The sequence below is a fragment of the Paenibacillus tabacirhizosphaerae genome (genome assembly GCF_040812395.1).
Classification (GTDB): domain Bacteria; phylum Bacillota; class Bacilli; order Paenibacillales; family NBRC-103111; genus Paenibacillus_E.
In genome coordinates, this window is record NZ_JBFNXH010000019.1 from 1 (window position 1) to 25,864 (window position 25,864).

Sequence of the window (25,864 nt, forward strand, 5' to 3'; positions counted from 1 at the left end):
ATTGGTTTAATCGTGTATTCCCCGTACTATCCCTTAACTCAACCACATCCCCATGACCATTCTGAAGATAATACGCCTTTCCTTGTCCATCCTCCCGAGAGACAAGCCCTTGACCACGGATATAGCGAATTTGTTGCTTCTGAATACCGCTAGAGCTTCCATATTCGAAATAATCCAAGTTTACTTTTGTTCCAGTAGATGCTGCATTCTTAGTTCCTTTTACAGTCAACCTAATCGTATGAGAACCAGCCGTTAAGTTATTATTTGTATAGATAGCAGCTTTAAATTTTGGAGAATTGGCGTATAAATCCATATCCGTAGCAACTGTAACTCCATCTAACATAATATCAGCCTTACCTGAATCTTCACTTTTACGAACAAAAACCGCTACAGAAGTTCCTGTAAATGTTAACTGAGCACTTGTGTTAGCTATGCTACTAGAAGAAGTAGCACTATTATTATCGTTGGTATCATATTGTATTAGCCACGATCCACTATAGTTTATAGAAACGGATATATTGTCGACAGTTTGTAACTTTATTTGTGAAACATCTTTTTCTTCCGCAATAATCTGATCGCCATCCCAATAATAGTGGGTTGATAATCCGTTTTCTGTCCGTTCCCAAAGCAATCCATCACCATTGTACTTGTAGGAGACATTACCACCGCTTGTTAGAGCCACTTTCGAGAGCCTATCTCTCTTATCGAATGTACGCTGTGAATCCGGACTATCAAACGGATTGCTCGTCGTCATACTCGTACGATTCCCACGATTATCGTATATATATGTCTCATTAAACTGATTGGAAGTGGAGATACGATTGAGCGAATCATACGAGAACGAGAAGTTGCTAAAGATTGCAGGAACTTCTAGACCACTCCCTATCTGCTCTTTCTTCGTCTTCTGATTACCGTTGTTATCATAGGTGTAAGCGAAAGTGTTCAGCACTGTCCCATCTGATTTTTTCTCAATTAAAGATCCAATGCGAAGCCCGTCATAGCCAAACTCCGAGGTTACTCCGTTGCGCTGTGTGATCTGCTTTAGCAGGCTATTATTAAAATACATGTACTTCGCATCATAATCCGTTGTAGAACTGTTCTTCAAGAAGTCCGCTGACGGAGCAACGAGATCCAATCGGTTACGTGAATCGTAATGATAATACGTATTGACTCCAAACGGATCATTCATAACAAAACGATTACCCGCGGCGTCATAATCATACTTAATGGTTTTACCATCAGGGTACGTCTGGGTACTCAATGCTCCTGTAGATGGATTATATGTGTAACCCGTAGTTCCTGTACCATCTACCATTTGCTTACGTCTTCCTGCTAAGTCGTAAGTGAAATCAATTCTTTCCTCTCCAGCTACAGGATTCCACGATGCATCCGTGATTTCTTTACTTTTAAGGAAATTCCGATTATCAAATGTGTACTTAAAATAATTCAAATTACGATCCAACAATCCTGTTTGATTACTATTCGCATCATAAAAGAACTTCTCAACTTTGCTATTTGCATCCGTCGTTTGGATCAATCGTCCAATCTCGTCATACTTCTTTAAATTGATCTTACCATCTGGATAAACCACTTGAAGCAAGTTGCCTATATAGTCATATTGATATGAAGTAGGTTCGTTTTTAGCATTTAGTACACTTGTTAAACGCCCAATTGTATCATAATTGTAAGTAGTTGTATTTTGTGGGGTTTGATTATCTTTTGCAGTCAGAACATGACCAGCATAATCGAAGGTAAAAGTGCCCAAGGTCGTTGTTTTAGTTCCACCACCAGCAATCTTTTTCGTTTCTTCTTTCTTTTCAGTACGCCCTCCTTTATCATAGAACTCCTTAATTACGTAGCCTTCCGCATCTGTGCTTGTTTTCGTATTACTAACATCGTCATATAACACACTTTCCGTTGAAGTATCAGGGTACGTAATGAGGTTCTGGCGGCTCCATTGATCATAGCCATAGCTTGTATGGTTACCTAGTGCATCTTCTGTCCAGGTCAAGCGTCCATATGAATCATACCCATACTTCGCTTTGGATTTATAGATCCCCCCATGATTAATCCCAGCATCTACTTTCCAACCTAGCGGATTCCACTTCGTTACTGTTTGTACACCAGTTTCGTCGGTTTGTTGAACCTGATTCTGAAAGTCAAAGTAATCAACCTTAACAAAACTGTTATCAGGATGAATGGCTTTCGTTACACGACCAATCGCATCGTATTCATAGGAGGTTGGAAATGTTTGACCATCGGTATAGGTTTTAAGTTGCCCCGTCAATGTGTTGTAGTCGTATTTCTTTATAATTGCTGATGGAACAGCGTTAACATCTTTTACAGTAATGGTCTGTTTGGTAGGGTATGCTCCATAGTAAGGGGCAGCCGTATTATATTCCGTTTGAAAACTAATAAAATTAGAAGCATCTTTCTTTACACTTGTCTGGATCACGTTTCCGTATGCATCAAAACTATCATACTTGGTCTCTTGTAGTACAATACCTGCTAGAGTTGCATCATGAACTCTAACAGCTTTTACATTTCTATGAACCACATCTCGCTCAATTTCCGTATATTGCGTTTGGGTTGCTGAAACAGGTTTGGATACACCAGTTAATAAATGCGACGCTACATCATAGGTGTACGTTGTAGTAATCCCAAGTGCATCGACAGAACTTGTGACATTCCCAAAAGGATCATAACTGGCGCTTGTATTTATCGTAAAAGGATTATCTTTTCCTTGCGCCGATTTGATCACTTGTGTGTTGATTGGTGCAGGATATTTATTCGATTCATCATAGATATAATTGGTCGTAATCGTATACACAGGCGCACTTTGAGGTGCAGACGATACCTGGCTCATATTGTAGAATACGGAAGGTGTATTTTTATCAATATAGTGCTTTTTGTTCGTAAAAACATTGGATGTTAATCCATCTGCAATCGTTGTGGAGAAAGCAGCAATATCCTTGTCGTAGGAACTGCCCATATCACCAGAGTAACTAAGATCTTTATGATTATAGTGCTCAATTGTTCCATTCGATAATGTGACCTGATCTTCCCGCGATAGTGCTCGGAACACTTGATTTGTAGCATGTTCACCCGTATAGCGCACTGTGGCGGCATCCTCGTAGGTATACACTGTTTTAGAACCTGTCGGATGAGTAACACCGATCAGTAGAGCATAAGGGTTGCTTTTAGGCGCTGATGTACCTACAAGTAAGTTAAAGAATGCATCTTTCATGTAATAATCATAGGTTGTTGTTCGACCGATAGGATCGACTACTTGGGAGAGCATCTCTTTTCCATTTACAGTCGTTTTCTGATAAGTAACTGTCTGTGTCCCTTTTGTTAATACAACCTTGCTTGTACTGTAAGTAATATTAATTGTATTCTCAATCGCGTCCGTAATTGAACTAAGAACCGTACCGTAAACAGGGTCAGTGGTATAGTTAAATTTAACTGTATTATTATAAGTGTCCACGTACTCAATAAGATGACCTTTAGAATCAAAGTATTGATTAATTCCTTTAATAGAGTGTAAAGCATAAGCAGATGTGATCGCTCCAACCGTTACCGATGTATCGGGCGTAAAAGTTAGGTCTCTCCATGGATAGCCTGCTATGTTATAATTAACAATTTTGTATACGCCAGCTCCGCCTAAATGTAAATATAAATCGCTTCCTGCTATTTCAATATAAGAAATGTTCCATGTCCACCCTTTTCCAATTGGAAAAAATTTCTCTTCAAAAGGTTGAATCGTTCCATTTGAATCGCCATAGGTAACCATTTGATTATACTGGGAAGATCCACTGTCATAAGTTCTTGTAAGCGTAAATCCGAGACCGTTCCGTCCCGGTAATGACATATCTGCTACTTGCATAGACAGCCCGCCAGAAAGTGTAGATATACTTTCTTGATCTAATTTAACCGTATATGGTGCGGTGTCAGGCGTTGTATTTACATAACTAAAGTCAGGCACTGGATTTGTTGTAGCTGCACTAACCACCTGCGTCGCATAGTCTTTTGCACCAAGATCACTCTGGATCACACTTTGAGCGTACACGGATGTGTTAACAGATTCTGGCTTTATCTTACTCAGGCTTTTCTTTAGTTCGCTTTGCGATTCTTTCTGATCTTGAAAAGCTGATTCAACTTCTTTTAACGTATATCCTTGGTCTAGCAGTCTTTGTATATCATCACTTGAGATCGAATAAGAATCTTTTAGTTTTTGTTTCATAGTCTCTGTAGCATCACTTTGAAGCTCTTGCGCAGTTTGATTTTCAACTGACGCCGCGTAAGAGACTTTGGATGCAATCGGAAAGCTTGTTGCCAATAGAGTTGTGAGTAGAATTAGAGAGAGTACTCTCACGAATAATGTATTCAAAGGGAGACCCCTCCTTAGTTAGATTTAGTCGTCGTTTTACCTGTGATATTTCCATTGGAATCATATTGGTAATTCGTTTGAAGTTGCATGGTGAATTTGCTCAATGTAAAACCATAGGAAGCAGATGTACTGTAATTACCGCCTACGCCAACAATTTTAATGTAATAAGTGGTGCCCGTTGTCACATCATACAGCACATTTTCCGCTAAACTTGCACCTTTCACACCTACTGCAATCAGGTTTAAGCCTGAATCATAAATGTAAACATCATAATTAAGACCGCTTGGTACAGTCATCGTAAAACGATCCGCCCCAGTTGTGGAGGCTGTATATTTAAAGAAGTCGATATCAGCAGCTGAGCCAAGTAAGGATGTATAGTTTTGATTGTAGTTAATAGCGTAAGCCTGAGTGTTAGTGTCATTAGGTTCAAAAGCATTCGGTAACAGGAGATTATTTCTCAACGCTGCGACAGACCAATCTATCCCATCACTGACCAAAACTTTGAAACTCCACGTCCCACTTGCAAGTGCTGGCGTTAGCATAGATGTATTTGATAAGCTAACTATTCCTGAGTTATATCCCACAGTAGCCCAATTATTTTGTGATCCTAATACTTGATATGCTTTTTGGGCTTGTCCATCTGCATCACCATATGCCCATGTAAAATTCAATACATTATCTGAGACTTGTTGTCCGTCTGTAAAAGAGGTAAGAGATAGTGTTGGAAGTTTATTTATGCGAATATAAAGTGAGGCTGAATTTGGAGAAATAGCTCCTTTGCTATCTTTGACTTTTACAAGCCAGCTGTAAGTTGCACCAGGACTAAGTTTGCCAGCAGGTACCGTGTAGGAGTTCGCTGCTGAACTCACCCAACCAGAGTCGTTAATAAGTGTAGTTCCTGCTGCATTATAAATAAGCACTTCGTAAGCTGATTGCGTATCTCCAGAATCAGGATCAGCGAAGATCCAACTCAAGGTAGGGGTAGCACTTGTAATCATTGGAGTTGATGAGTTTGAATTACCTGGGCTAACATTTGAAGGAGCATATGGAGCCTGTGCAACGATAATTGTCCCTGTATAATTAATCGTCGTTGTCACGTTTCCATCGTTGACAGTTATAGGAATGTTCGTGTAAGTTCCTGCTGGAATATGATCTGTATTAATATCCCATTGTAATGTCCATGTGGGATTGGAGCTCGTGTTCACCACAACTGTCGATTTGGTAACTCCATTGAAATTCGCGCTGATGGTAAGACTGTCATTATTCTTATCTTGGGAATTTCCTGATAGAGAGATCGTTTGATAGCCCGCTTGTGACCAAACGGTCTGGTTATTGTTATTCACAGTTATGGTTGGGGGAGTGTTGAAGGAGACAATGTAGGTATTACTACTACTGATAGCAATTACCCGTCCATCGGGTAAATAACTCTTTGTGAGTCCATAGGAGGCATAAGGAAGAGTAGGTCCTTGTACAGCACTTTTCGTAGTCACATCGTATAAATAGCTAGTTGTCCAAGTAAGAATAAAAACTCGACCATCACTCAAAGTTACTTGACCATACGATTCGAATGGGAGAGAACTCCTTTCAGTCCACGTATTAGAATTTGGATCATAGATAGTAAAGAAAGTGTGGTCTATACAACCATCACTGCAAACTACCCCTCCCGATACGAGGACCCGACCATCCACAAGCGTGCTTTGCGCATGATTATATATTGGATAAGGCAAACTAGCCACGGTTGACCATTGATTTGTGTTTGGATTATAGACAAATGCGTAATCTAGAACTTTAGTCGGGACATAACCATCATATCCTCCACCAGTCGCTAAAACTCTGCCATCTTTTAGCGTACTTAGAGCAAACCCAAAGAATCTAGAGATACCAAAAAGATTAGGTAAACTAGCTGCCTGAGACCAACTATTAGTTGAAGGGTTATAGATATAACTGTGATCTTTCCCTACAACTAGAACTCTACCATCATTTAATGTACTTTGTCTGAAATCTGACATAGCTGTTGGGAAATTAGCTGCTGTAGTCCAAATATTCGTATTTGGATCATAAATATATACATAGTTTTTGAGATCGAAATTCCCAGTATCTGGATTATAAATATTTGTCCACGTTGTACATAAAATTCTCCCGTCCAATAAAGAACTCAGCCCAGCAAAACCTGTATTTACAGGTGGTGGAGCACCAACAGTTACGACACCTGTAGGCGATATGGCAGCAAATATGTTTCCGTACACATTGTTATAGACATCATCAGTCACAGTTGGGTCAACCGTATTATTCACTTCATGGCTAGACGTATTTGCGATATCCAGTAATCCATAGCCGTAAAGTGAGTCTTTTCCCTCAACACCTAGCTCAGTTACATGCATATCTAAGAGACTACGTATCTGTTGATTACCCAGTTTTGGACTTTGCTGTTTTAATAGTGCTAACTCTCCTGCTACAAACGGTGTAGCGACTGACGTACCGTTAGCCTCGGAATACCCATTACTCAGAAATGTACTTGTAATTCCAGCACCTGGTGCTACAATCTCAAGTTCACTTCCCGTAGCCGAAAATGATGCACGTTGATGATTTTGGTCAACAGCCCCCACAGAAATAACCGAACTATACTTCGCTGGATATTGAATCGTAACCCCAGTTCCCTCAGCATTTCCTGTATTCCCCGCAGCTGCAACAACCAAAAGCCCACTTGCATATGCCTGATCAACTGCATGATGCAGTGCTGGTGAATCCACACCCGTTGCCATACTCATATTGATAATGTCCATCTTGTTTTCAACTGCCCAATCAATACCAGCAATAACGTCTGATAAATAGCCTTTACCTGTGGAATCAAGTACTTTCACCGCAAATAAATCTGCATCTGGCGCTACCCCAACAATGCCAATATTATTGTTTTTAGCCCCAATAATCCCTGCTACATGTGTTCCATGTCCAAAGTCATCATCAAATGAAGTAGTGTAGTCCACAAATGAGGCACCACCCGCTACAACAAGATCTTCGTGATGTGTATCGATACCAGAATCGAGAACTGCCACCTTCACTCCCTTACCTGTGTAACCATTGTTCCAAGCATAGGTTGCATTAACTACAGATACCCCCCAATCCATGGTTTGAGCAGCTGTTTGCAGTTGAATATCAGGTTCAACAGATTCTACAGCAGGGTCATTCTTTAACGTTTCAATTTCATTGGAAGTCATCGTAACCGCTAGTGATGGAGTATGTTTGTTCTCGCGCTTGATTTTCCCTTTGCCTTTTTGAATGAGGGACTTGTTCATTTTCTTCTTGTCCTTAAATGTGACAATGACCCGGTGTTCACTACTATTTGCAATAGAAGCGTACAAAATGGGACTGTTTTGAATTAGGTTAAAGGCATGGCTGTTTACAGGTTTGTACTGACTTGCATTTGATAATGCAAATGCCCCCTCCTCTTTCTTGTTAAAAGGCGCTGCTGCCATTCCACTTGCTGGAGATAGTGAAAAGAGTAAAGCCGCAACCATAATTCCAGAGGCAAAACGCTTATTTTTTAACATCATCTTCATAAATTGACTCCTTCCGATATATTCTACTAACAATTTCTAATATAAGGGACAATGTGTATTTAAATCAGTAAGAGGTTTTGTCGAATTACATCAATTCACTACAAAAATTTGCATGCAAAAGAAGCACCATGCCCAATTGATGGACAAGTTACTTTGAGGTAGAAATTCCATATAATAGATATCTCACCAGATCACCTATATCGGTCAGCATGTCAAATTTACGTTCCTCAATAGCCAAAGGGAACACAGATGCGCTATCCTTCGCAAATTGGGTGATTTTGAGCTATTAAGGGAACTGTAGGCCTTTATTCCCCTATTCCAGTCGCTTAAAACTGCCATTCAAACCAAATAGCGAACTGTAGTTCCCCAAGACAGTGCTTGGCCCGCTATTTCTGCGAAATAGCGAACTCCAGTTCCGCTTAGGTCTACAACTCGCTCTACTCTCGCCACATTCGCCTGCACTCGCTCCCGTACTCTCCAGACTCACCTCCGGCACTCACTCCCACACTCGCTCTACTCTCGCCACATTCGCCTACACTTGCCCCGTATTCACCCGACTCACCGGCACTCACTCCCACACTCGCTCTACTCTTGCGCCACATTCGCCTGCACTTGCCCCGTATTCACCCGACTCACCGGCACTCACTCCCACACTCGCTCTACTCTCGCCACATTCGCCTACACTTGCCCCATATTCACCCGGCTCACCTCCGTTCACCGACACTCGCTCTACTCTCGCTCTACTCTCGTCCTACTCTACTCTCGTCCTGCTCTCGCTCTACTCTCGCCCTGCTCTCGTCCCACTCTCGCCCTGCTCTCGTCCCACTCTCGCCCTGCTCTCGCTCTACTCTCGCTCTACTCTCGTCCCGCTCTCGCTCTACTCTCGTCCTACTCTCCCCCCGCGCGCCTTACCTTCACAAAAAAAAGCGCACCCATATGGATGCGCTTCTTCCGGCTCACTAGCTAGTTAGCCGCTTTAATTTGTTTGCTTCGCAGTTGGCCGCAAGCGGCATCGATATCTGTGCCGTGTTCAAGGCGAACGCTGCAGCTTACCCCTTGTTTCTTCAACGTGTCATAGAACGCGCGCACCGATTCCTGCTCGGTTCTTTGATATTGGCTGTGCTCATCCACTGGATTATAAGGAATCAAGTTCACATTAGCAAGCTGCCTTCTATTTCCTACCAGTTCGGCAAGCTCCAGGGCATGCTCGACACGGTCATTAACATCCTTCAGCAAAATATACTCCAGCGTAATTCTCCGCTTCGTTTTTGCCAAATAGTAATCTATCGCTTCCATTAGTTTCTCGATAGGGATGGCGCGGTTGATTTTCATGATTCGCGTTCGAAGCTCGTTATTCGGGGCGTGCAGCGAAATCGCCAGGTTGACCGGCAAATTCGGCGTGTCCGCGAACTGAATGATTTTATCCGCAAGACCGCTCGTCGATACGGTAATATGTCGGGGGCCAATTGCAAGGCCTTTGTCATCTTTAACAACCATTAAGAAGTCAATCAGGTTGGTAAAATTATCAAACGGCTCGCCAATGCCCATCACCACAATGTGGCTCACGCGTTCATCACGGCCAGCCTGATCCAGATACAGCTGGACTTTCATAATCTGTCCAGCGATTTCACCGCTCGATAAATCGCGGCTTTTTGGCAATAGTCCGCTCGCGCAAAAACTGCATCCAATGTTACAGCCGACCTGCGTCGTGACGCAAACGGATAAGCCATATTTATGTCTCATCAACACGGTTTCAATCAGGTTCCCGTCCTGCAGCTTAAGCAGAAACTTCACCGTACCGTCCGCCGATTCTTGCTTTAGGTGCTCGCTTAAGGTTTGGATGACAAAGTGGTCTGCTAATAATTGTATGCATGCTGCGTTGACATCGACCATTTCAGAAAAGTCCGTAACCCGCTTCCTGTACAGCCAATCCCAGACTTGCGAGGCCCGAAACTTTTTATGCCCATATTCCAAAAGCCATGCCGCCAATTGATCAAATGTCAATCCATAAATGGATTCTTTACTCATCGTTGTCCTCTTTTCAAAACATTCAAATTCAAACTTCTTCCGTCTATTATTGTGCCAAATTTTTTTTATTAACACAAGGGGAAGGCTTTCCTTTATTCGTACCCGATGCCTCTGTAAGAGTAGCCAATGAACTTCATGTGATCGGCGTCCAGCAGATTTCTGCCATCAAATAGGTTGGGCTGATTCATCAAGCTTTTCATCCGCACCCAATCCAACTGGCGATATTGCGTCCACTCCGTGCAAAGAAATACCGCATCGGCGCCTTTCAGCGCATCTTCCGGTGTAGGACAGACCGTCACGCTTTCATGCATCAGGCTCTCCGGGAGCTTCGCTACCGGATCATGCAATCGAATAATCGCATGCTCGCTGAGCAGGCTCTGAATCAGGCGGATGGCTGGCGCTTCGCGAATATCATCCGTATCCGGTTTAAAAGCTAGCCCCAGCAGGGCTATTGTACCGTCGGCCAAGGTTCCCAAGCACTCCCTGGCTTTGCCCAGCATGTATAGATGCTGCGTCTGGTTAACGTATTCGACTTGTTTAAGCACGCCGAGCTCTACGGCATTCTCCTGTGCTATACGCAGTAATGCGGCCACATCCTTTGGAAAGCAGGAGCCTCCATAACCGATACCGGCATGAAGAAAGCTGGGTCCGATGCGATGGTCAAGCCCGATCCCGTTTGCCACTTCTTTCACATTGACCCCCAATTGATCGCAAAGTTTGGCAAGTTCGTTCATATATGAAATTTTCGTTGCCAAATAAGCATTTGACGCATATTTGATCAGCTCCGCCGTTCGCGGCGAAGTGACGACTAGCGGGCAGGAGAGCGACTGATACAGCGTTTGGAGATGCTCGATCGCTCTGCTGCTCGTAGAGCCGATAATGACTCGATCCGGATTCAAGGCATCTGTCAAAGCCTTGCCCTCCCGCAGAAATTCCGGATTAGAAGCCACATCGAATGGATGATCTTCCTGCTGTGCAGCTTGGATCCAGGCTGTCACCTGCTCCTGCGTGCCGACAGGAACCGTGCTTTTGATAACGACCAGCTTATAACCGTTCATGCCTTGACCGATATCCTCGGCTACTTGCTTAACAAAGCGTAAATCGGCGCTGCCGTCAGGCTGAGACGGTGTCCCTACTGAGATGAAAATCACTTCGTTTGCTCTGAACGCTTGGGCTTTGTCCGTCGTAAAACGGATACGTCCTGATTGCAGATGTTTCCTTAACAATTCCTCCAATCCAGGTTCATAGATGGGAAGATGGCCCTGCCGCAGCTGCTCGATCTTGGCGGCATTACTGTCGAGCCCCGTCACGTTCCACCCCAGCTCAGCAAATACAAGGGCCGTCGTTGTCCCCACATAGCCTGTACCGATGACCAAAATATTCATTGATCTCTCACTTCCCCACTTGCATGTGTGCCTGCCATGACGGACCGGTTACCAATCACAGTATCTTTCAACGAATAGGGTATTTGCTTCAGATGAACCGCCTGTAAAATTATGCTGTTCTCGATCCGGCACCCTTCAATTTGAGAACCATCGCTTATGGACACATAAGGCCCTATGACACAGTCTTTGAGCACACAGCCTTGTGCGATCGAGACCGGGGCGATGATCTCGCAATTGTCCAAAGCAACAGTTTCGTGGATCAGCTGCGTATGACCATTTAATTGGTCAAGCATCCTACGGTTAGCTTCCAGCCAACGCGACAATGTTCCAACGTCCATGTTCATCTTTTGCGTCAAATGATAGGTCACCGGAAAGCCTTGCTCAATCAGCCACCTGATGGCATCCGTAATTTCATATTCGCCCCTCGCGGATGGCTTTACGTGCGTTACCGCCTTAAAGATGGATGAAGTGAACGCATATACGCCCTGAATCGCTAGATTCGATTTAGGAGCAAGCGGCTTCTCCTCCAGGCTGACAATACGCCCATTACTTACTTCCGCAATGCCGTAATGCTGCGTATCTACCACTTCTTCCAGCAGAATGGCCGCATGGCTGCCCTGATTCTCTATGCTTTCCTTGAGCTCAGTGAGAGAATCGAAAAGCAAATTATCTCCTAATAGAAGGAGAAATGATTCTTCGCCAATAAATGGCTCCGCTTGCTTCACGGCATCCGCAATGCCTTTCGGCTCAGTCTGATAAATATAAGTGATGGCTCTATCCCATCTCTCGCCTGTGCCGATCTGTTCCTTGATAGCGGAATCTTGCGACGGATGAAGGACAATCCCAATTTCTGCAATGTTTTGTTCTACTAGTTTTTCAATACAGGAGTGCAAGAGTGGTGTATTGGCTACAGGTATAAGGGTTTTGGGATATGAGAGAGTGATAGGATACAAACGCGTTCCTTTTCCAGCACAAAGAATGAGTCCTTTCAAAACGCATCTCCCCTAAATTAGAATCTCAAATAATATCAAACTATGAAAAGTTTTTACTATTGGTTTGGACAACACCTGAAAGTTCAACTTTCGCACAGTGGAAAACGGCAAGGAACGGCCGCCGCCCCATGCCTATTTTCAGCTAATACCCCCATCTCATTGATGAAATCGCCGTTCCAGCCCGCGGAAGATCACCATATGTTAACAAGTAAAACACCTATCATTTAATGAAAACTCGGGGAGTTGTTGGCGTTTGAAAATCGTGCAAATATCCACGAATACGATACCGGTCCCTCCAAAAGATTATGGGGGGACGCAACGCGACATTCACTACTTGACCGAAGAGTTGGTGCGGCGTGGGCATGAGGTCATTTTATTTGCCATGAAGGGATCGACTACAAACGCAACCAAAATATTTGAGTATACATCCAATGACCTCGATCAACAACTTGAGTTTATTATGCGCCATTTGCCAAGTGATGCTGATATTATTCATGACCATTACGGCATTGTCAGCAAAGCAAACCCGCCTATTCCGACCTTGAGGCAAAGCCATTCCAATAGACGCCTTACCGGGGTGCAAATCCCTGTCTATGTAAGCAAGACGATGTTAAGGAAAATCGGAAAAAATAATGGCTATTATGTGCATAACGGCATCCGGCTCAGCGATTACAATTTCCGGCAGAAGAAGAAAGGGTATCTGCTATATTTAGGAAGGATCATGCAGCAGAAAGGCGTCCATCTGGCGATCGAAGTGGCGAAAAAAACGGGAAAAGATCTTATTATCGCCGGCACGCTGAATAACACAAGCAGCTATGAACAATATTTCAATGCCGAGATTAAACCGCATCTCAATCAGCAGATCCGATACGTAGGACCTGTCGGAGGCAGAACTAAAACAAACCTGCTGTCGAGTGCCAGTTGCGTGCTATTCACCTCCACCTGGGAAGAACCATTCGGACTCGTGCTGATCGAGGCCTTGGCCTGTGGCACCCCTGTGCTTGGATTTAAGAAAGGCGCTGTCCCGGAAATATTAAAGGGATTCCCGCAATTGCTGTGCAACAGTACCGAAGAGATGGCTCTCAAAGTACAAAATCGAAGCGGATTCCCCTCTCCTCTGAGTTGTAGAAATTATGTCCGAAAACATTTTTCCGACCGGATCATGACCACAAACTTTCTCAGGCTCTACAGAAAAATTATTAGAGAAAAAGCATATAAAATCTTGAAAAATCCGATATGGAAGAAGCGGAACATGGGAGTAGCCCGAAAAAGGAGATGACGTAATTGGTTTCAATTATAGCGTGTACGATGAGATCCGCTTATATGGATAATCTTTTCGCGAACTATGAAAGACAAGATTGGCCGAATAAAGAACTGATTATTATTCTAAACAATGACCAAATGGACATCCGCGCCTGGAAAGAACGGGCACAACAGTACAAAGTGAATGAAGTCAGGGTATACCAACTTCCTCAGAGGTATATGTTAGGGAAGTGTTTGAATTGGGCGATTGCCAGAGCGAAAGGCACGTTCATAGCCAAATTTGACGATGATGATTACTATGCGCCCGCCTATCTAAGAGAGTCGGTGAATGCTTTACGGGCTAAGAAAGCGCCTGTTGTCGGAAAGCATACGTGTTATGTGTATTTTGAAGAAAAGCGGGCGCTGATGGAGTATCGAAAGGGCCGGGAAAAAAAACATCTGGGCAGGCTGAAAGGGGGAACACTGGTATTCCGAAAGGAAGTGTGGAGAAAAATTAAATTTCGTGAAAATCAGGTCGCCGGCAGCGATTCCCAATGGTTAAAAGAATGCCGGGACGCCGGAATTCCGATCTATTCCGTCTCCAAAAATAACTACGTCTGCATCCGAAGAAGAGACACGAATTCACATACACAGAAGAGAAGTACAGAAGCCTACATGTCCATGTGCCAGCTAATTGCCCATACCGATAACTTTATCCCCTACATTACCACTAGCGATATGGGATCCAACGGAGACATCGTTAGCCGCCGCTTTCGATAAAATAAGAAGAACCTGAGGCTCTCTCATGCCTCAGGTTCTTTATGTTCAGCGTTCGATAAGCAAAACATTTCCAGTTTCCCAGTCGTGGTATATAATACGTATGTCCCCACAGGCATCGCGCTAAGACCTCATCCAAGGATAGGAGAAAACCAAATGGACATTATTGAGCTTAAAGCAGACTTGATTGATGAAGATACGGATCAACCCAGATACCAATTTGATGAAGAAGCCTTGCACGAATTAATGAAAAGCATTGAAGAGATCGGCCTGCTGTCCCCTATTAAAGTAAGAACCACAAATGACGGCCGATATAAGATTATTTATGGGAACAGACGGTACAAAGCCTGCATGATGCTTGGCCGCCCAACCATCCCCTGTATCGTATCCACGGTCACGGATGAAATGGAGATTTATTTGGAGCAGGTCGCTGAGAACCTGACGAGAGAAGGCTTCTCGCCGATCGAAGAAGCGGAAGCATTCAGCAAGCTTTTGAACAATCCGAAATTCAGCGCCTCAACGAAATACCTTTCCAGCAAGCTCGGTAAACCGGAATCCTATATCAAAAACAAAGTAGAATTGCTGAAATTCAGTAATTCCGTGAAAAAGCTGATCGTAGGGGGCACCGAGATCCGGAAGGATAAATTGACGGAGGACCAGTTAATTCCACTGAAGGATTTGCCAATCGAGCATCGTGATTCCCTCGCCTTGATCGTTGCCCGGGACGAACTGCCCGTCAGCGACGTCAAAAAGCTCGCGAAACTGTTCAAAGATCCGAGCATCTCGGCAGGAACGAAGGACAAGCTCTTATACAAATCGGGACCGGAGTTAATCGAAACCTGGTCTGTCTTCCAGCAAAATAAAGCGGAACGGGCGAAAACGATAGAGCCTAAGGCAGCTGCCAAAACAGCGAAGTCAGAAACAAAAACAGAGAAAGCTCCTGAGGTCGCGTCAGCAGCTCCGCTCGAGGTCAAGCTGCAGCAACTCATGGCCTCGCTGCCTGCCCCAGGTTCTCTGTCAGCGGGAGCAGAGGAAATTAAAGCCTCCGATGGGCCTGATTTTCGGAATCATGTCGAATCGCTGATCGATTCTCTGGAGAAACACTTGGCGGAATGGACAAAGGTCAAAGAACTGCTGGAATAAAACAAATACATACAGCTAAAAAAGGGGATTGCAAATGCCAACCATGAAAACGATGAATGCGATTATGCTCCATGCATACAATGGGAATTCCGGTTTATCCTTCGGGGAGACAGCGGTCCCAGAGATCAACAATCAGGAAGTTCTCATTAAAGTTCATGCGGCTTCGATCAATCCGGCCGATTTATTATTTATTCATGGAAACTATGGAATTAAACGCAAACTTCCTTGCGTAGGCGGTATGGAAGGGTGCGGGACGGTTATCGCAACCGGAAACAGCATCGTAGCCCGCATGTTGAAAGGCAAGCGAGTAGCTTTTGTATCCGAGCATTACGGCTCATGGGCGCCGTACACCAAAGCTAGCGCGATGACCTGTATGGTTCTGCCCGATTCTGTTTCAGATGAGCAAGGGGCCGTCTTCTTCGTAAATCCCGCGAGCGCGCTTGCGATGATCAAAATAGCCAAGAAGCAAAAGTCAAAAGCAATCGTACTAACCGCAGGAGCCAGCGCACTAGGCAAAGTGCTCATAAAACTTGGGCAGCTTTCCGGCATAGAGATTATTAGCATTGTGAGAAAAGAGGAGCAAGCCCGTCTTCTCCAGGACGTCGGGGCTAGACACGTCGTGAACAGCCAGTCAACCGGCTTTGACGCCGAACTAAAGCAACGCTGTCAGGAACTGGGCGCATCCATCTGCTTCGATGCAGTAGGCGGCGATTTAACAGGGCAAGTGCTTTCCGCCTTGCCGGACGGTTCCACCCTCTACCAGTTCGGACTACTAAGCGGCAGCAGCACGAGTGTGCAAGCTGAGGATCTTGTTTTCCGGCGGAAACGCATCGCTGGATTCTGGGCATCGGATTGGGTGAAGACGCAATCGATCATAGAGCTTCTGTCTCTGCAATCCTCTATGAAAAAATGGATCGGAGACACCATTCAAACGGACATCAGCCAAACCTTTGCGCTCGATCAAGCCGCTGCGGCCATCGATCACTACAGCAGCCAGATGACGGCGGGCAAAGTGCTTTTACTGCCTTCTGACAGCTAATCTACCTGAACTTGATACCGTTCCAAACTGATCTCGCGATCATTCATTACTTCTATCCCTTCCGCTTGCAATAAAAAGGCTTGCAGGTGGAACGCTTCATCATCGGGAATGCTGATCTCCCCTTTCGCGTTGATCACCCGATGCCAAGGCAAACGATACTTTTTACTCATCGCATGCAGAATGCGAACGACCTGTCTTGCTCCTCTGGGACTTCCTGCAAGCCGGGCAATTTGCCCGTATGTCATGACTTTCCCCTCTGGTATGGATTGGATAATGGCAATTACTTTCTCTGTAAAAGCAGTCATCGTTCTTCCTCTCTTGTCGGCGAAAGAGGGTGTCCAAAAGGTCATATAATTGACTGAGGAACACCCTCCTTTATATTTTTCCTATTTATTCACTGCAAAGTTACTTGTTAGTGCTTTTTGTCGTCCATTTGCAAATGTCAATCCCAGAACACTACCGTACACAACATGTGCAATCAAATTAATCACAGCAGCCTTTATACCGGCGCCAAGCATTAAGATGCCTGCAGGCCCTATAGGTTCAAAAATCAACCCATCCACAATGAGCCAGACGAACAATACCGTATAGAGGATACCTGACACATAGTTTTTGGTACGGATAAATCGTTCATAGAAAAAGGAGAACATAACGCCACCAAACAAAAAAACGAAGTATCCAGCCAAATAAATCAAAAACGGGGAAGTTAGAGCGAGCACGGTTCCATTCGCGTATGGCACATCAATGCCATGATGAAAGATAACATTCGTTATTCTATAGAACAGCTCCATCGTTATCGTAGCAAGAACGCCGTTCTTGATAACCTTACTCCATCGAATCATAGCCATCACCCTCATTCTTTTATATGAATACAGAAAGCACTGAAATACTCATAAGCAAAACTAGTAAAACATATACATGTACTTTAGGGAGAAGGATTGCCGCGCCTATCGTAAAAAGAGTGCCAATAAGGTTGCTCGCAACACATAACAACTTCAACACACCATGATCATTTCCACTTATTAACGCAAAATTAAACAAACCATCCACAATCAGCAGTAACCCGCAGCCGAAAAACCAAAGCGCCTCTAGTCGTGATTTTTCCGAATATATTTTCCATGTTAAACCACAGTGAATGATTCCAATTAGTATGATTAAAGATGAGATCACAGCATATAAAGTTTGCATTTGTCCCCTCCAATTTGCTTGCTATAGGTTTTGTGCAATCCATTTAGGTTACTCCCCCATTCAAACCTAGGAACATGCAACAACGACCGCAGCAGCGAAGAGTATCAGGCAAGCTGGCGTGTAAACCATCAGATTTAGTTTGAAAAACAGCTTGCTCTTGGCAGCTACAAGGCCGAGCGCCCATACAATGCCGGCCAGACCACGCAGTAAAAGCCCCGCAGTAACAACAAGGATTCCAAGCTGGAGTACCGAATCCGAGATTAAATCCCCTAGAACGCCTAGATGATGAATCCGCGCCAGCACAATCAAAGCACCTAGACAGAGCAAAGTAGTGAGTAAAATAAGACCTCTCGGTTTGAAGAGCTGCGTTTTGTTGCTATTGAGCACTGCCTGAGCCAATGATAGCTTGTTTGATGCCGGCCAAATTGCGCCCGTCGCCCAATAAGCATGCAGCAAGCCATCTACTGCAAGAACTGCTGCTACGAGTATTCCTGCAGCTTCTACCAGTTGTTCGTTCATTGTTTTACACCTCCGAGAAGTAGTTCTAGCTTTAGTGTGATCGTGAAGACGATAAGCAACAGGAACCTCCCATTGAGTGTGCGAAAATCGGAATGTTGAATGCATAACGCAGAAAAATAAGTCCTACTCTGTAATTTGAATGGAATGACTGGATTGCTTGGAGTGCTTAGAGCACATCCCTTCTTGCGAGCTTGCGCCTGCATGCTCATCCAACCTCTCTAGAGTATGATCTAGAATCGCTCTCACCCCGAGCAGCGCTTCCCTTCTCGATGAACGAAAGTGTTTCCCGGCCTCTGCCGGAACAACTGCCTCGCATATCGTCTCGCGCAGTTCATTCCAACTCTCCAGTACTTTGATCCAATCCTTATTCATTTTGCATAGCCCTCCTCATTTTTAATAGCATCTGCTCGTTCGCCAAAACGGATCGACAGCTTTTGCCCCGTAAAGCGCGCCCCGGCAATTGGCCGTCCCTGCAAGGATCGCGGCAGAAGTACCTTATGCTTATAGGGACCTGCCTGGATCGTCAATTCGTCTCCTTTTTCACTGAGCTGAAGCTGGTCTTTTTGCACAAAAGGCAGTTCTATATCCAAGTAGTATTCGTCCCCCGCCTTGCGAATCTCCTGAATTCTGCCCTGGAACAGCACCGCTTCGGCATCGCACTCAGCAAAGGCCGCTTCTCCGATGCGTTTAAGCATGGATAAACCGTGCACTTCCAATTCCATCATGGGAATTCGGAAAATCGGCAATGGACTGAAGCAGTCGCGAATTTCCTCTTCATATTTGGCATGAATGTCCCGCCACGCCGACCAATAGCCGGTACCCGCCTCTGCGGGAAGCACCCGGTTAACAATCACGGCATCTGTATTGAATCCAAACAAATTCAAATACGTAAACGCCCGTCTCGCTTCAGAGATGACCATTTTTTCCGGATTGATCACGATCCGTACAGTCGTAACCGCATGGTCCGCGATCATGGCTTGTAGATCTTCCAACTCGCGCACAAACTTCTCGATACTGTCCATAACGTTGTCGTTCGGCAGCTCTAAGCCCCCTGTTACCACCTTTGCGATCGGTCGAACCATTTTGATCAACCGGCGCTCATGCGGAAAAATTTTCTCCATCCACCACCTGAGCAAATTCGGGTAGCTTAGCAGCCTTAGCGTTTGCCCTGTGGGAGCGCAGTCCACGATAATTGCGTCATAGGCGCCGCTTACGGCATGCTGCTTAATCTGCATAAGATTGAACAATTCCTCCATACCCGGAAACACAAGTGCTTCCTCCGTCGAGATATCGTTTAGCTTCGCCCAGCTCATCATGCCGGATAGCCAGTTCTGCACGGCTCCCCAATGCTTCTCCGTCTCTCGTAAATTATCTACCTCTTGACCCCATAAGTTTTCGCTGATCTGTACCGGCTCGCTTCCAAGAGGCAATTGAAACGAATCTGATAAGCTATGTGCTGAATCTGTACTCATAACCAAAGTACGATGCCCCTGCGATGCTAGTTTCACTCCGGTTGCTGCAGCAACGCTCGTTTTTCCGACTCCGCCTTTACCGGTATAAATAATAATTCGCATTGTTATGACCCTCCATCTTTACTACGATTTCGTATTATTGACTTAAAAAAATGGCTCAGCTATACGTAATTGTTGATTTTCTTTGTTATTGATTAGGAATGATTCTTTTAGCAATAATATGCCCGAATATAACAAGGGGGAGGAGGATTAACCCAACATTCAAACTATTTAAAAACAATGACCAATTTAAAACGCCTATTTCGGCTAAACGGTAGAATAAATAAACAGAATAAGGAAGGGTCACAAAAACCGCTGTAACTACTCCAGGGGTGTACATTCGTAAGAAAAAGACTTGAAATAAATGAGTGAAAACATGAATGAGAAGAATAGCATTAAAACCTATGAAAAGTAGGAAATAATGAAAATCAGCCGCCATTATCGTTGTTGGAATAAAAATAATAAACTCCAAAGCAACTGCCACAGCAAATTGTGAGGAAGTAATATTTCGAAAGGAATCGAACCTCCGTCTAAGGGGCTTTGGAAGTGCTAAACGTGCCGACGCATGGTTTTTGTTCATCCATCTCTCTACAAATATTATTTCTTCGAAATCATGAATCATAAATGTAACGATAAACAACCAAATGAGCGAATGCAGACTTATATGTTCATTTAACCAATGCATACTCTCCTCCTGTAAGTAATTATTAAACAGTCATTCCCCTTAACATAGCCAAAAAATAAGGATGCACCTGTTAGTCGTCAATCACAATTTTGCGTAGTTTTGTATCTGTTGACACATGATTCTCTTGAACTTCTTTCCCTTGCATAGCCTTTCCAACTTTCACTGCAAGCAGAAGAAACTGCTGTAATTCCTCCTGACTAAGGACAGACTGAACACGAGCGAACATCGCTTCCATGATTGCCTTTGCCTCCGACCCTAGCTGCATGCCTTTTTCGGTAAGCTCGAGATGAATGATACGTTGGTCTTTGGCGGACTGGGTCCGATTGACAAGATCTTTACGAACAAGTCTCTTTACCAAACTTGTAGTCGTACTAAGCGGAACCCCTAATTGTGAGGCCAACGCGGACGTGGTCAGCTGTCCCCGAAATTGCAGCACCAGCAGTGCGGTTAGTTCGGAGCGGTTCACTTCCCGATCCAACTCAGCCGTTTCTGATAAATAGCTCAAGGGCCGCAGACCGTTTTGTAAAAATAGCTCCAACATCTGATCCAACATCTGTTGCTCCTCCAGTTACTACGAAATGGAAATATTTGATAAACCTATATTATTACGTTTTCGTAGTAATTGCAAATAAAAAATACCAGCACGCTCGAAATTTATGAGCAATGCTGGCAATAATCTAGTACACTATTAATCGATTTACATATTATAGCGTATAAAGATTGAAAGGACTGATAACTTTGCCAACATTTTCAAGCGTATTGGTAACCGGCAGCCAAACCATTCAACAGGATTTGCAAGTAAATGGAAGTCAAACGATCCAGAACAATTTAAATGTCAGTGGAAGCTCAACCATTCAAGGGAGCATGCAGATCAATGGCAGTGAATCCATCGTTAGTAATTTGGGCGTTGGCGGCATCGCCTCGGCGAATATGGGACTGAAAGTATCGAATCAAGCCCAACTGCCAGTTGGAGGATCGACGTCTGTATCGGCCCAATTTCATACGAACAGCGTTTCAGGTCAGCCGGGACTGGTGCTCAGAGGAACCGATGGCGTGGATTATGTGATATTCATTGATGCTTCCGGAGCAACGCCTACGATCGGAATCCATACCTTGTAACTTTTTGCAAACCTGAGGTCTCTAACGCTTTCCGGATCGCCTCCAAATATTCGTATTTATGCTGCTTGTCTGGCTCCAGATACGTTCCCTCCGCCCATTCATTCCAGGCATTGATAAACAGAAACTCGCTATTGTATAGCGTAACAGCCCGCTCCATTTGCTTCGCTAAATAATAACCGAACTTCGCCGGCGAAGCGCCTAAGCAGCTTTGTCCTTCATGAGCGAGCCGAGGCGTATTGTCCCAATTGACGTAGGCGCCGGGAAAAATTTGCTCCCCGTCCCTATGATGAGAACGATTTAGGATTGAGTGCCAAACCTGATCGTAATCAAACACCAAGTGTTTCTTATCGTCAATATGCACATAACTCCATAACCGATTCGATTCGTTATGCGCAAACGTATAATGCGGCTCAAACTCCACACTTGCATCAAAACCCCTTTGATTAGGGATTTTAAATCCGCCTAAAGTTCGGACAAAAAAAATGCCTGCTAATCCGTTTTGTTTGGCCAAACTGTTCCAGTATTGGAGCATCTCCTCGCAGCGCGGAATATTCCCAGGCCGATATATAATGAATAAAGGCTTATCGTCAATCCGAATATACCGATCATCCCGGAATGCCTTTAATACTTCATAGAAATGGATCTCCCAATCCGTCTCGTCCCCGTATTCCTGCGGCATCAGGAGATGATGCTCCAGTCCGTCCCATTTGCGCGTCCAGGGTTCGTTTGCCCAAGACAAACAAAAAGGAAACCGAGGCTCCCCAAGTTCAAGAATGTCTTGAAACGGCTTTTCAAGCAATTGCTTTCCTTTGAACCAGTAGTGATAATAACAGAAACCATAGATGCCAAACGATTTGGCTGTTTCTGCCTGCCAGTTTCGCGTTGCAGGATCAGTCAAATCGTAATAATAATCATATAACGGCTCTTTCGGCTGCTTGTGATTCGCATATAGCGGACTCGCTTTTCTCGTATTCGTCCACTCTGTAAATCCTTCGCCCCACCACCTATCGTTTTCAGGGATGCGATGAAACTGCGGCAACAAAAAAGCGATGAGTTTCAAACGGCTTACCTCCTTAGGTATTAAAAACCGCATCAAGCAGCTTCGTAATCATTTGCGAAAAGGAGTAATCATACTTGCTTCCCATCAGCGCTCGGGTTGCAACGATTCTTCTTTGATCCGCTTGATTCATATAATACTCAAGCTTTACACACAGATCGGTCGCCGTACGGAATGTAATCACATCTTCGTCGGGATTCATCATGCGATTTACATTGGGATGCTCTTCAACGAATTGAAAAGCTCCGCAAGCTGATATTTCAAGGATCTGGCGTTGGGAAGGCTGCCAATTGAGGATGATTCCCGCACCGTTGTAATACTCTTGCAGCGGAGCATTGGATTGGATCGTTAGGATAGGGTCATAAGCTTCCCACCCATTTCCGGCAGCGAATATTTTTTTATTGCTGATTATTGATAGTATCCCTTGAATTTGTTCGCTCTGGATCGATTTTGCATCCCCGATGAGAAGAACGTCAGATTGATATGCCTCATCGACATGCTTCGGGTGAAAGACCGTGTGATCTGCCGCAAAAGGGAGATAACTGACATTTTTACACCCTGCATGCTCGTATTGGGGGATATGATCAACATTTTGCGTGAATACAAAATCGAATAAAGCTGCTGTTTGCTTAGTAGTTTCCATTACATTAACATCATCAGATAACCATATCGCTTTGGAGACAGTCGCTGTTTCGAGCGCCCTCAGATGATGTGCAGCTATCGGCTCCTCGCTGCCCAAGACCAATAACAAGTCGGGATTCAGCTGAGACAGTGCATCGGACAGATCCTGATTCGCTGGCATTGAAACGACCTCTTTAACCTGATGGCGCAGTCCCTCTTTGATAATATGCTCCGTGAGCCAATCCGTATCAACGGACAAGGCCGACATGAGAAGTATCCTTAATTGTTTATATATCACACGAGCCGGGTTCGAGTTATTTGTGCGTTTTACGGGTTCTGCGGTCTTCATTCTCTTCAAAACGTGAAGTACTTTATCCATGACGAGTTGTTCGGATACCGAATCTAACCGTACGGTTTTCGCCCGTTTTTTTTCTATGCTTTTCTTAGCGACAATATGAAGGGTGCGTTTCGTCTTCTTAATCATCAAGTGCCTCCTTGCCATTCAGCAGTTTCTGCTTATTTTATGATGGCAAATAATGCTTAGAGCATGATAGTTGTCCTTCCCCATGCAAAAAGGGCGAGCGCACATCCCGTGTGCTCTCGCCTTTTTTAGATTTAATTCATAAATGGCAAATAGCGCAGCATTCGTTTCAGCACAGAAGCGCTCTGAGCGCGTGTTCAAGCGAACCCTATCTTTCACCATTCATTTTTTGCCCAACAGTGTTTTAATTAGATCATTCTAATCTGACGGATTAGGTAGAGGTTGTTTTGTTCTCCTTTGAAAGCGTTGGGTTGTTTGAAATAGAAGGCGCTTTCACCGTTCTGAAAATGTTGATGACAAATAGGAGAACGCCAATCGCCGTTAACGTACCTCCGACTGCGATAACCGGTTCTGTATTCGGTACGCCGCTGATCAACAGGACAAGCCCGATCATCATAAGCGGAAGCCCAATATTATGCAACCAAAAATGAATGTTGGCCAGCTTGGTTTCCGCAGCTTGTTGATACACGCTGTAGACCAAACCAGCGAGAGCTAGCGACACCCACCCCACTAAATTAATGTGAGCGTGAACCGATGCATACTCCATTTTGTGCGTAATCGACATAAACATGCCAAAAAACACGCCAATTACAAAATACAACGAAGCGATTTTAATTAACTTTGGCCCCATTTCCATCTCTCCCAACGGAATATTCTTAAATTCATGAAAATTTTAGCATGCGCGTTGTCATATATATACTAAAAATTTCACAAAAAATTCTTATTTAGATCGTGATTTTTTCAATTAGTCTTAAAAAGTCTCTTATCCATAAGTAAAACCTGAGGCTGCGCCTCAGGTCCTTGTCTAAACCCATGCCTGGACGCATGAGGAGGGAATTGGATATGATTGGGTATGGGCTTCCAACCGCTATCGCTTCTCCACCCCATGCCCATTCCCTTTCTGTTCTACTTTGAGCGGCCTTCTTCTTCTCTTTTAACTAACCTGTCTTCCATCCGGTTTTCCTACCCATGAACACCCCTGTAAGATTCCGGGTACATTTCGCCTCCGCAAGCTTCGCAAGAAAACCGAGGAGGTACTGCCGAACCGCCTATTCCCCATGCACAGCAATATCGGCGGAACTACGATACCTTATTCCACGGTAACGTCCATCTTCTCCCCCTGAAGAGGAACTAGGGTGCGTTATATTAGCGAAATGTGCCTAAAAACTCACCATTTCTTGTTCATAAGGCATGGTAGTTCCGCAAAATGTCCCTACAGCCGAAAATACCGCTTCATAACGCACCCACGTTCCGCTCACCCGTGCAAAAAGACAATCTATCGCAGTCGAAGCGGTATTCCCAATACTTCAAACCGCGGTGGCACTTCCGGCTACGTCCATTCTGTCAAATGCCCGTACCACACGATGCGTGCGGGACTCTCCTCTCCGCGAGCTCGTCGATAGACTTTCGAAAGAGTATCCCTAACGCTTTAGTTCTGTAAAGGATTTAAACATTCCTGCACAAAAAACCGCCCGGATACCGGACGGCTCATCGTTCCTTGCTTATACGCTTTGATCTACAAAGGCAATGTTATGTTGCTCAGCGAAGCTCTTCAGCTTGTCTGCCATCGCTGCCACATCAAATCGGTTAATCACTTTGGCGTACACCCAACGTGATTTATTGTTAAGTTCGATAATCACGGAACCCTTCGTTCGGATGATTTGTTTAATCGCATCTGGAGTTAAGTGGAGTTCCTTGGCAAATCCCCTCTTCGAAAGCGTCGTTTTGCTCACCTTCAAATACGGCCGGCGCGCGAAATAGAAGAGCACCCCTACAGCGAAATAACTCAGTGTAGTAAACCAATACATATTGTCACCGTCCACTGTTCTTGTCGAAAACAACAGAAATATGGAAACAGCAACAAAAAAGAGAGAAAATATCGTGCTTCGACCTTTGAACACTTGACTCGGATTCGGATCCGATACGGGGGGAATCCCTTGTTTTAGCCGTGTTTTATTTGCTTTTTTCGCATTCTTGCTTACCATTCTTTCCCACTTGCGCGACATCTATAGACAACCTCCCGGATACGTGCTGCTTTATGGCTCTTATTCATTTCACTTGAAAGCGGCT

At 44.5% G+C, this 25,864-nt stretch carries 21 protein-coding genes and 1 pseudogene; 5 read left to right on the forward strand and 17 right to left on the reverse strand.

Going from position 1 to position 25,864, the window contains the following annotated elements; all coding sequences use genetic code 11:
- The 5 genes and pseudogenes from ABRS97_RS23835 to ABRS97_RS23855 form a co-directional block, all read right to left on the reverse strand.
- Positions 1-4,390, reverse strand: a pseudogene (locus ABRS97_RS23835) (hypothetical protein); the annotation flags it as partial.
- A gap of 14 nt (positions 4,391-4,404) precedes the next feature.
- Positions 4,405-7,947, reverse strand: coding sequence for a S8 family serine peptidase (locus tag ABRS97_RS23840; RefSeq protein ID WP_367818159.1), 3,543 nt, complete (start codon positions 7,945-7,947; stop codon positions 4,405-4,407).
- Between the two features lie 963 nt (positions 7,948-8,910).
- Complete coding sequence (rlmN, locus tag ABRS97_RS23845) at positions 8,911-9,975, reverse strand: dual-specificity RNA methyltransferase RlmN (protein WP_367818161.1); 1,065 nt, start codon at positions 9,973-9,975, stop codon at positions 8,911-8,913.
- A 92-nt stretch (positions 9,976-10,067) separates the two neighbouring features.
- On the reverse strand, positions 10,068-11,360 hold the full coding sequence (locus ABRS97_RS23850) for a UDP-glucose dehydrogenase family protein (protein WP_367818163.1): 1,293 nt from the start codon (positions 11,358-11,360) through the stop codon (positions 10,068-10,070).
- Positions 11,357-12,352, reverse strand: a complete 996-nt coding sequence (locus tag ABRS97_RS23855; protein WP_367818165.1) for a sugar phosphate nucleotidyltransferase — start codon at positions 12,350-12,352, stop codon at positions 11,357-11,359. The genes ABRS97_RS23850 and ABRS97_RS23855 overlap by 4 nt, the downstream gene beginning before the upstream one ends.
- Positions 12,353-12,614: 262 nt before the next feature.
- Between ABRS97_RS23855 and ABRS97_RS23860 the strand changes: the two genes are divergently transcribed.
- The 4 genes from ABRS97_RS23860 (at position 12,615) to ABRS97_RS23875 (ending at position 16,553) form a co-directional block, all read left to right on the forward strand.
- Complete coding sequence (locus ABRS97_RS23860) at positions 12,615-13,631, forward strand: glycosyltransferase family 4 protein (protein ID WP_367818267.1); 1,017 nt, start codon at positions 12,615-12,617, stop codon at positions 13,629-13,631.
- 5 nt (positions 13,632-13,636) lie between these two features.
- Complete coding sequence (locus ABRS97_RS23865; protein ID WP_367818166.1) at positions 13,637-14,374, forward strand: glycosyltransferase family 2 protein; 738 nt, start codon at positions 13,637-13,639, stop codon at positions 14,372-14,374.
- Between the two features lie 153 nt (positions 14,375-14,527).
- Entirely contained in the window at positions 14,528-15,514 is a 987-nt protein-coding gene (locus tag ABRS97_RS23870; RefSeq protein WP_367818168.1) for a ParB/RepB/Spo0J family partition protein, read from the forward strand.
- 34 nt (positions 15,515-15,548) lie between these two features.
- The gene (locus tag ABRS97_RS23875) at positions 15,549-16,553 is read left to right on the forward strand and encodes a zinc-binding dehydrogenase (protein WP_367818169.1); all 1,005 of its coding nucleotides are present in this window, start codon (positions 15,549-15,551) and stop codon (positions 16,551-16,553) included.
- Here the strand turns inward: ABRS97_RS23875 and ABRS97_RS23880 are convergent.
- The 8 genes from ABRS97_RS23880 to ABRS97_RS23915 form a co-directional block, all read right to left on the reverse strand.
- Entirely contained in the window at positions 16,550-16,858 is a 309-nt protein-coding gene (locus tag ABRS97_RS23880; RefSeq protein ID WP_367818170.1) for an MGMT family protein, read from the reverse strand. The genes ABRS97_RS23875 and ABRS97_RS23880 overlap by 4 nt on opposite strands.
- A gap of 81 nt (positions 16,859-16,939) precedes the next feature.
- Positions 16,940-17,395, reverse strand: a complete 456-nt coding sequence (locus ABRS97_RS23885; RefSeq protein WP_367818172.1) for a hypothetical protein — start codon at positions 17,393-17,395, stop codon at positions 16,940-16,942.
- A gap of 19 nt (positions 17,396-17,414) precedes the next feature.
- Positions 17,415-17,741 (reverse strand): hypothetical protein, encoded by a 327-nt coding sequence (locus ABRS97_RS23890; RefSeq protein ID WP_367818174.1) that lies wholly within the window; start codon positions 17,739-17,741, stop codon positions 17,415-17,417.
- Positions 17,742-17,807: 66 nt separating this feature from the next.
- Positions 17,808-18,260 carry a DUF3995 domain-containing protein gene (locus ABRS97_RS23895; RefSeq protein ID WP_367818176.1) on the reverse strand — a complete coding sequence of 151 codons (453 nt, stop codon included), beginning with the start codon at positions 18,258-18,260 and terminating at the stop codon, positions 17,808-17,810.
- A 123-nt stretch (positions 18,261-18,383) separates the two neighbouring features.
- Positions 18,384-18,632 carry a hypothetical protein gene (locus ABRS97_RS23900; protein ID WP_367818177.1) on the reverse strand — a complete coding sequence of 83 codons (249 nt, stop codon included), beginning with the start codon at positions 18,630-18,632 and terminating at the stop codon, positions 18,384-18,386.
- A complete protein-coding gene (locus ABRS97_RS23905; protein ID WP_367818179.1) occupies positions 18,629-19,834 on the reverse strand; it encodes an ArsA family ATPase in 1,206 nt (401 codons plus the stop codon). Before ABRS97_RS23905 ends, ABRS97_RS23900 begins: the two co-directional genes overlap by 4 nt.
- An 85-nt stretch (positions 19,835-19,919) precedes the next feature.
- Positions 19,920-20,456: an HXXEE domain-containing protein gene (locus ABRS97_RS23910; protein ID WP_367818181.1), complete on the reverse strand. Its 537-nt coding sequence runs from the start codon at positions 20,454-20,456 to the stop codon at positions 19,920-19,922.
- Positions 20,457-20,526: 70 nt separating this feature from the next.
- The gene (locus ABRS97_RS23915) at positions 20,527-21,009 is read right to left on the reverse strand and encodes a MarR family winged helix-turn-helix transcriptional regulator (protein WP_367818183.1); all 483 of its coding nucleotides are present in this window, start codon (positions 21,007-21,009) and stop codon (positions 20,527-20,529) included.
- Between the two features lie 185 nt (positions 21,010-21,194).
- Here ABRS97_RS23915 and ABRS97_RS23920 point away from each other — a divergent pair, with 185 nt between their 5' ends.
- Positions 21,195-21,575, forward strand: a complete 381-nt coding sequence (locus ABRS97_RS23920; protein ID WP_367818185.1) for a hypothetical protein — start codon at positions 21,195-21,197, stop codon at positions 21,573-21,575.
- Here ABRS97_RS23920 and ABRS97_RS23925 read toward each other — a convergent pair.
- From ABRS97_RS23925 to ABRS97_RS23940, 4 genes are all read right to left on the reverse strand, one after another.
- The gene (locus ABRS97_RS23925) at positions 21,550-22,635 is read right to left on the reverse strand and encodes a glycosyltransferase WbsX family protein (protein WP_367818187.1); all 1,086 of its coding nucleotides are present in this window, start codon (positions 22,633-22,635) and stop codon (positions 21,550-21,552) included. The genes ABRS97_RS23920 and ABRS97_RS23925 overlap by 26 nt on opposite strands.
- 13 nt (positions 22,636-22,648) lie before the next feature.
- Positions 22,649-23,737 (reverse strand): glycosyltransferase family protein, encoded by a 1,089-nt coding sequence (locus tag ABRS97_RS23930; RefSeq protein ID WP_367818189.1) that lies wholly within the window; start codon positions 23,735-23,737, stop codon positions 22,649-22,651.
- A 268-nt stretch (positions 23,738-24,005) separates the two neighbouring features.
- Complete coding sequence (locus tag ABRS97_RS23935) at positions 24,006-24,425, reverse strand: cytochrome-c oxidase (RefSeq protein ID WP_367818190.1); 420 nt, start codon at positions 24,423-24,425, stop codon at positions 24,006-24,008.
- Between the two features lie 871 nt (positions 24,426-25,296).
- Positions 25,297-25,800: a hypothetical protein gene (locus tag ABRS97_RS23940; protein ID WP_367818192.1), complete on the reverse strand. Its 504-nt coding sequence runs from the start codon at positions 25,798-25,800 to the stop codon at positions 25,297-25,299.
- Positions 25,801-25,864 lie beyond the last annotated feature (64 nt).

Excerpts from the sequence above, each read along its gene's own strand:
- ABRS97_RS23885 (WP_367818172.1), bottom strand. The coding sequence starts at position 17,395 with ATGATTCGATGGAGTAAGGTTATCAAGAACGGCGTTCTTGCTACGATA.
- ABRS97_RS23905 (WP_367818179.1), bottom strand. The coding sequence starts at position 19,834 with ATGCGAATTATTATTTATACCGGTAAAGGCGGAGTCGGAAAAACGAGC.
- ABRS97_RS23880 (WP_367818170.1), bottom strand. The coding sequence starts at position 16,858 with ATGACTGCTTTTACAGAGAAAGTAATTGCCATTATCCAATCCATACCA.
- ABRS97_RS23875 (WP_367818169.1), top strand. The coding sequence starts at position 15,549 with ATGCCAACCATGAAAACGATGAATGCGATTATGCTCCATGCATACAAT.
- ABRS97_RS23840 (WP_367818159.1), bottom strand. The coding sequence starts at position 7,947 with ATGAAGATGATGTTAAAAAATAAGCGTTTTGCCTCTGGAATTATGGTT.
- ABRS97_RS23900 (WP_367818177.1), bottom strand. The coding sequence starts at position 18,632 with ATGAATAAGGATTGGATCAAAGTACTGGAGAGTTGGAATGAACTGCGC.
- ABRS97_RS23870 (WP_367818168.1), top strand. The coding sequence starts at position 14,528 with ATGGACATTATTGAGCTTAAAGCAGACTTGATTGATGAAGATACGGAT.
- rlmN (WP_367818161.1), bottom strand. The coding sequence starts at position 9,975 with ATGAGTAAAGAATCCATTTATGGATTGACATTTGATCAATTGGCGGCA.
- ABRS97_RS23910 (WP_367818181.1), bottom strand. The coding sequence starts at position 20,456 with ATGCATTGGTTAAATGAACATATAAGTCTGCATTCGCTCATTTGGTTG.
- ABRS97_RS23935 (WP_367818190.1), bottom strand. The coding sequence starts at position 24,425 with ATGGGGCCAAAGTTAATTAAAATCGCTTCGTTGTATTTTGTAATTGGC.
- ABRS97_RS23915 (WP_367818183.1), bottom strand. The coding sequence starts at position 21,009 with ATGTTGGATCAGATGTTGGAGCTATTTTTACAAAACGGTCTGCGGCCC.
- ABRS97_RS23930 (WP_367818189.1), bottom strand. The coding sequence starts at position 23,737 with ATGATTAAGAAGACGAAACGCACCCTTCATATTGTCGCTAAGAAAAGC.
- ABRS97_RS23890 (WP_367818174.1), bottom strand. The coding sequence starts at position 17,741 with ATGCAAACTTTATATGCTGTGATCTCATCTTTAATCATACTAATTGGA.
- ABRS97_RS23850 (WP_367818163.1), bottom strand. The coding sequence starts at position 11,360 with ATGAATATTTTGGTCATCGGTACAGGCTATGTGGGGACAACGACGGCC.
- ABRS97_RS23940 (WP_367818192.1), bottom strand. The coding sequence starts at position 25,800 with ATGTCGCGCAAGTGGGAAAGAATGGTAAGCAAGAATGCGAAAAAAGCA.
- ABRS97_RS23895 (WP_367818176.1), bottom strand. The coding sequence starts at position 18,260 with ATGAACGAACAACTGGTAGAAGCTGCAGGAATACTCGTAGCAGCAGTT.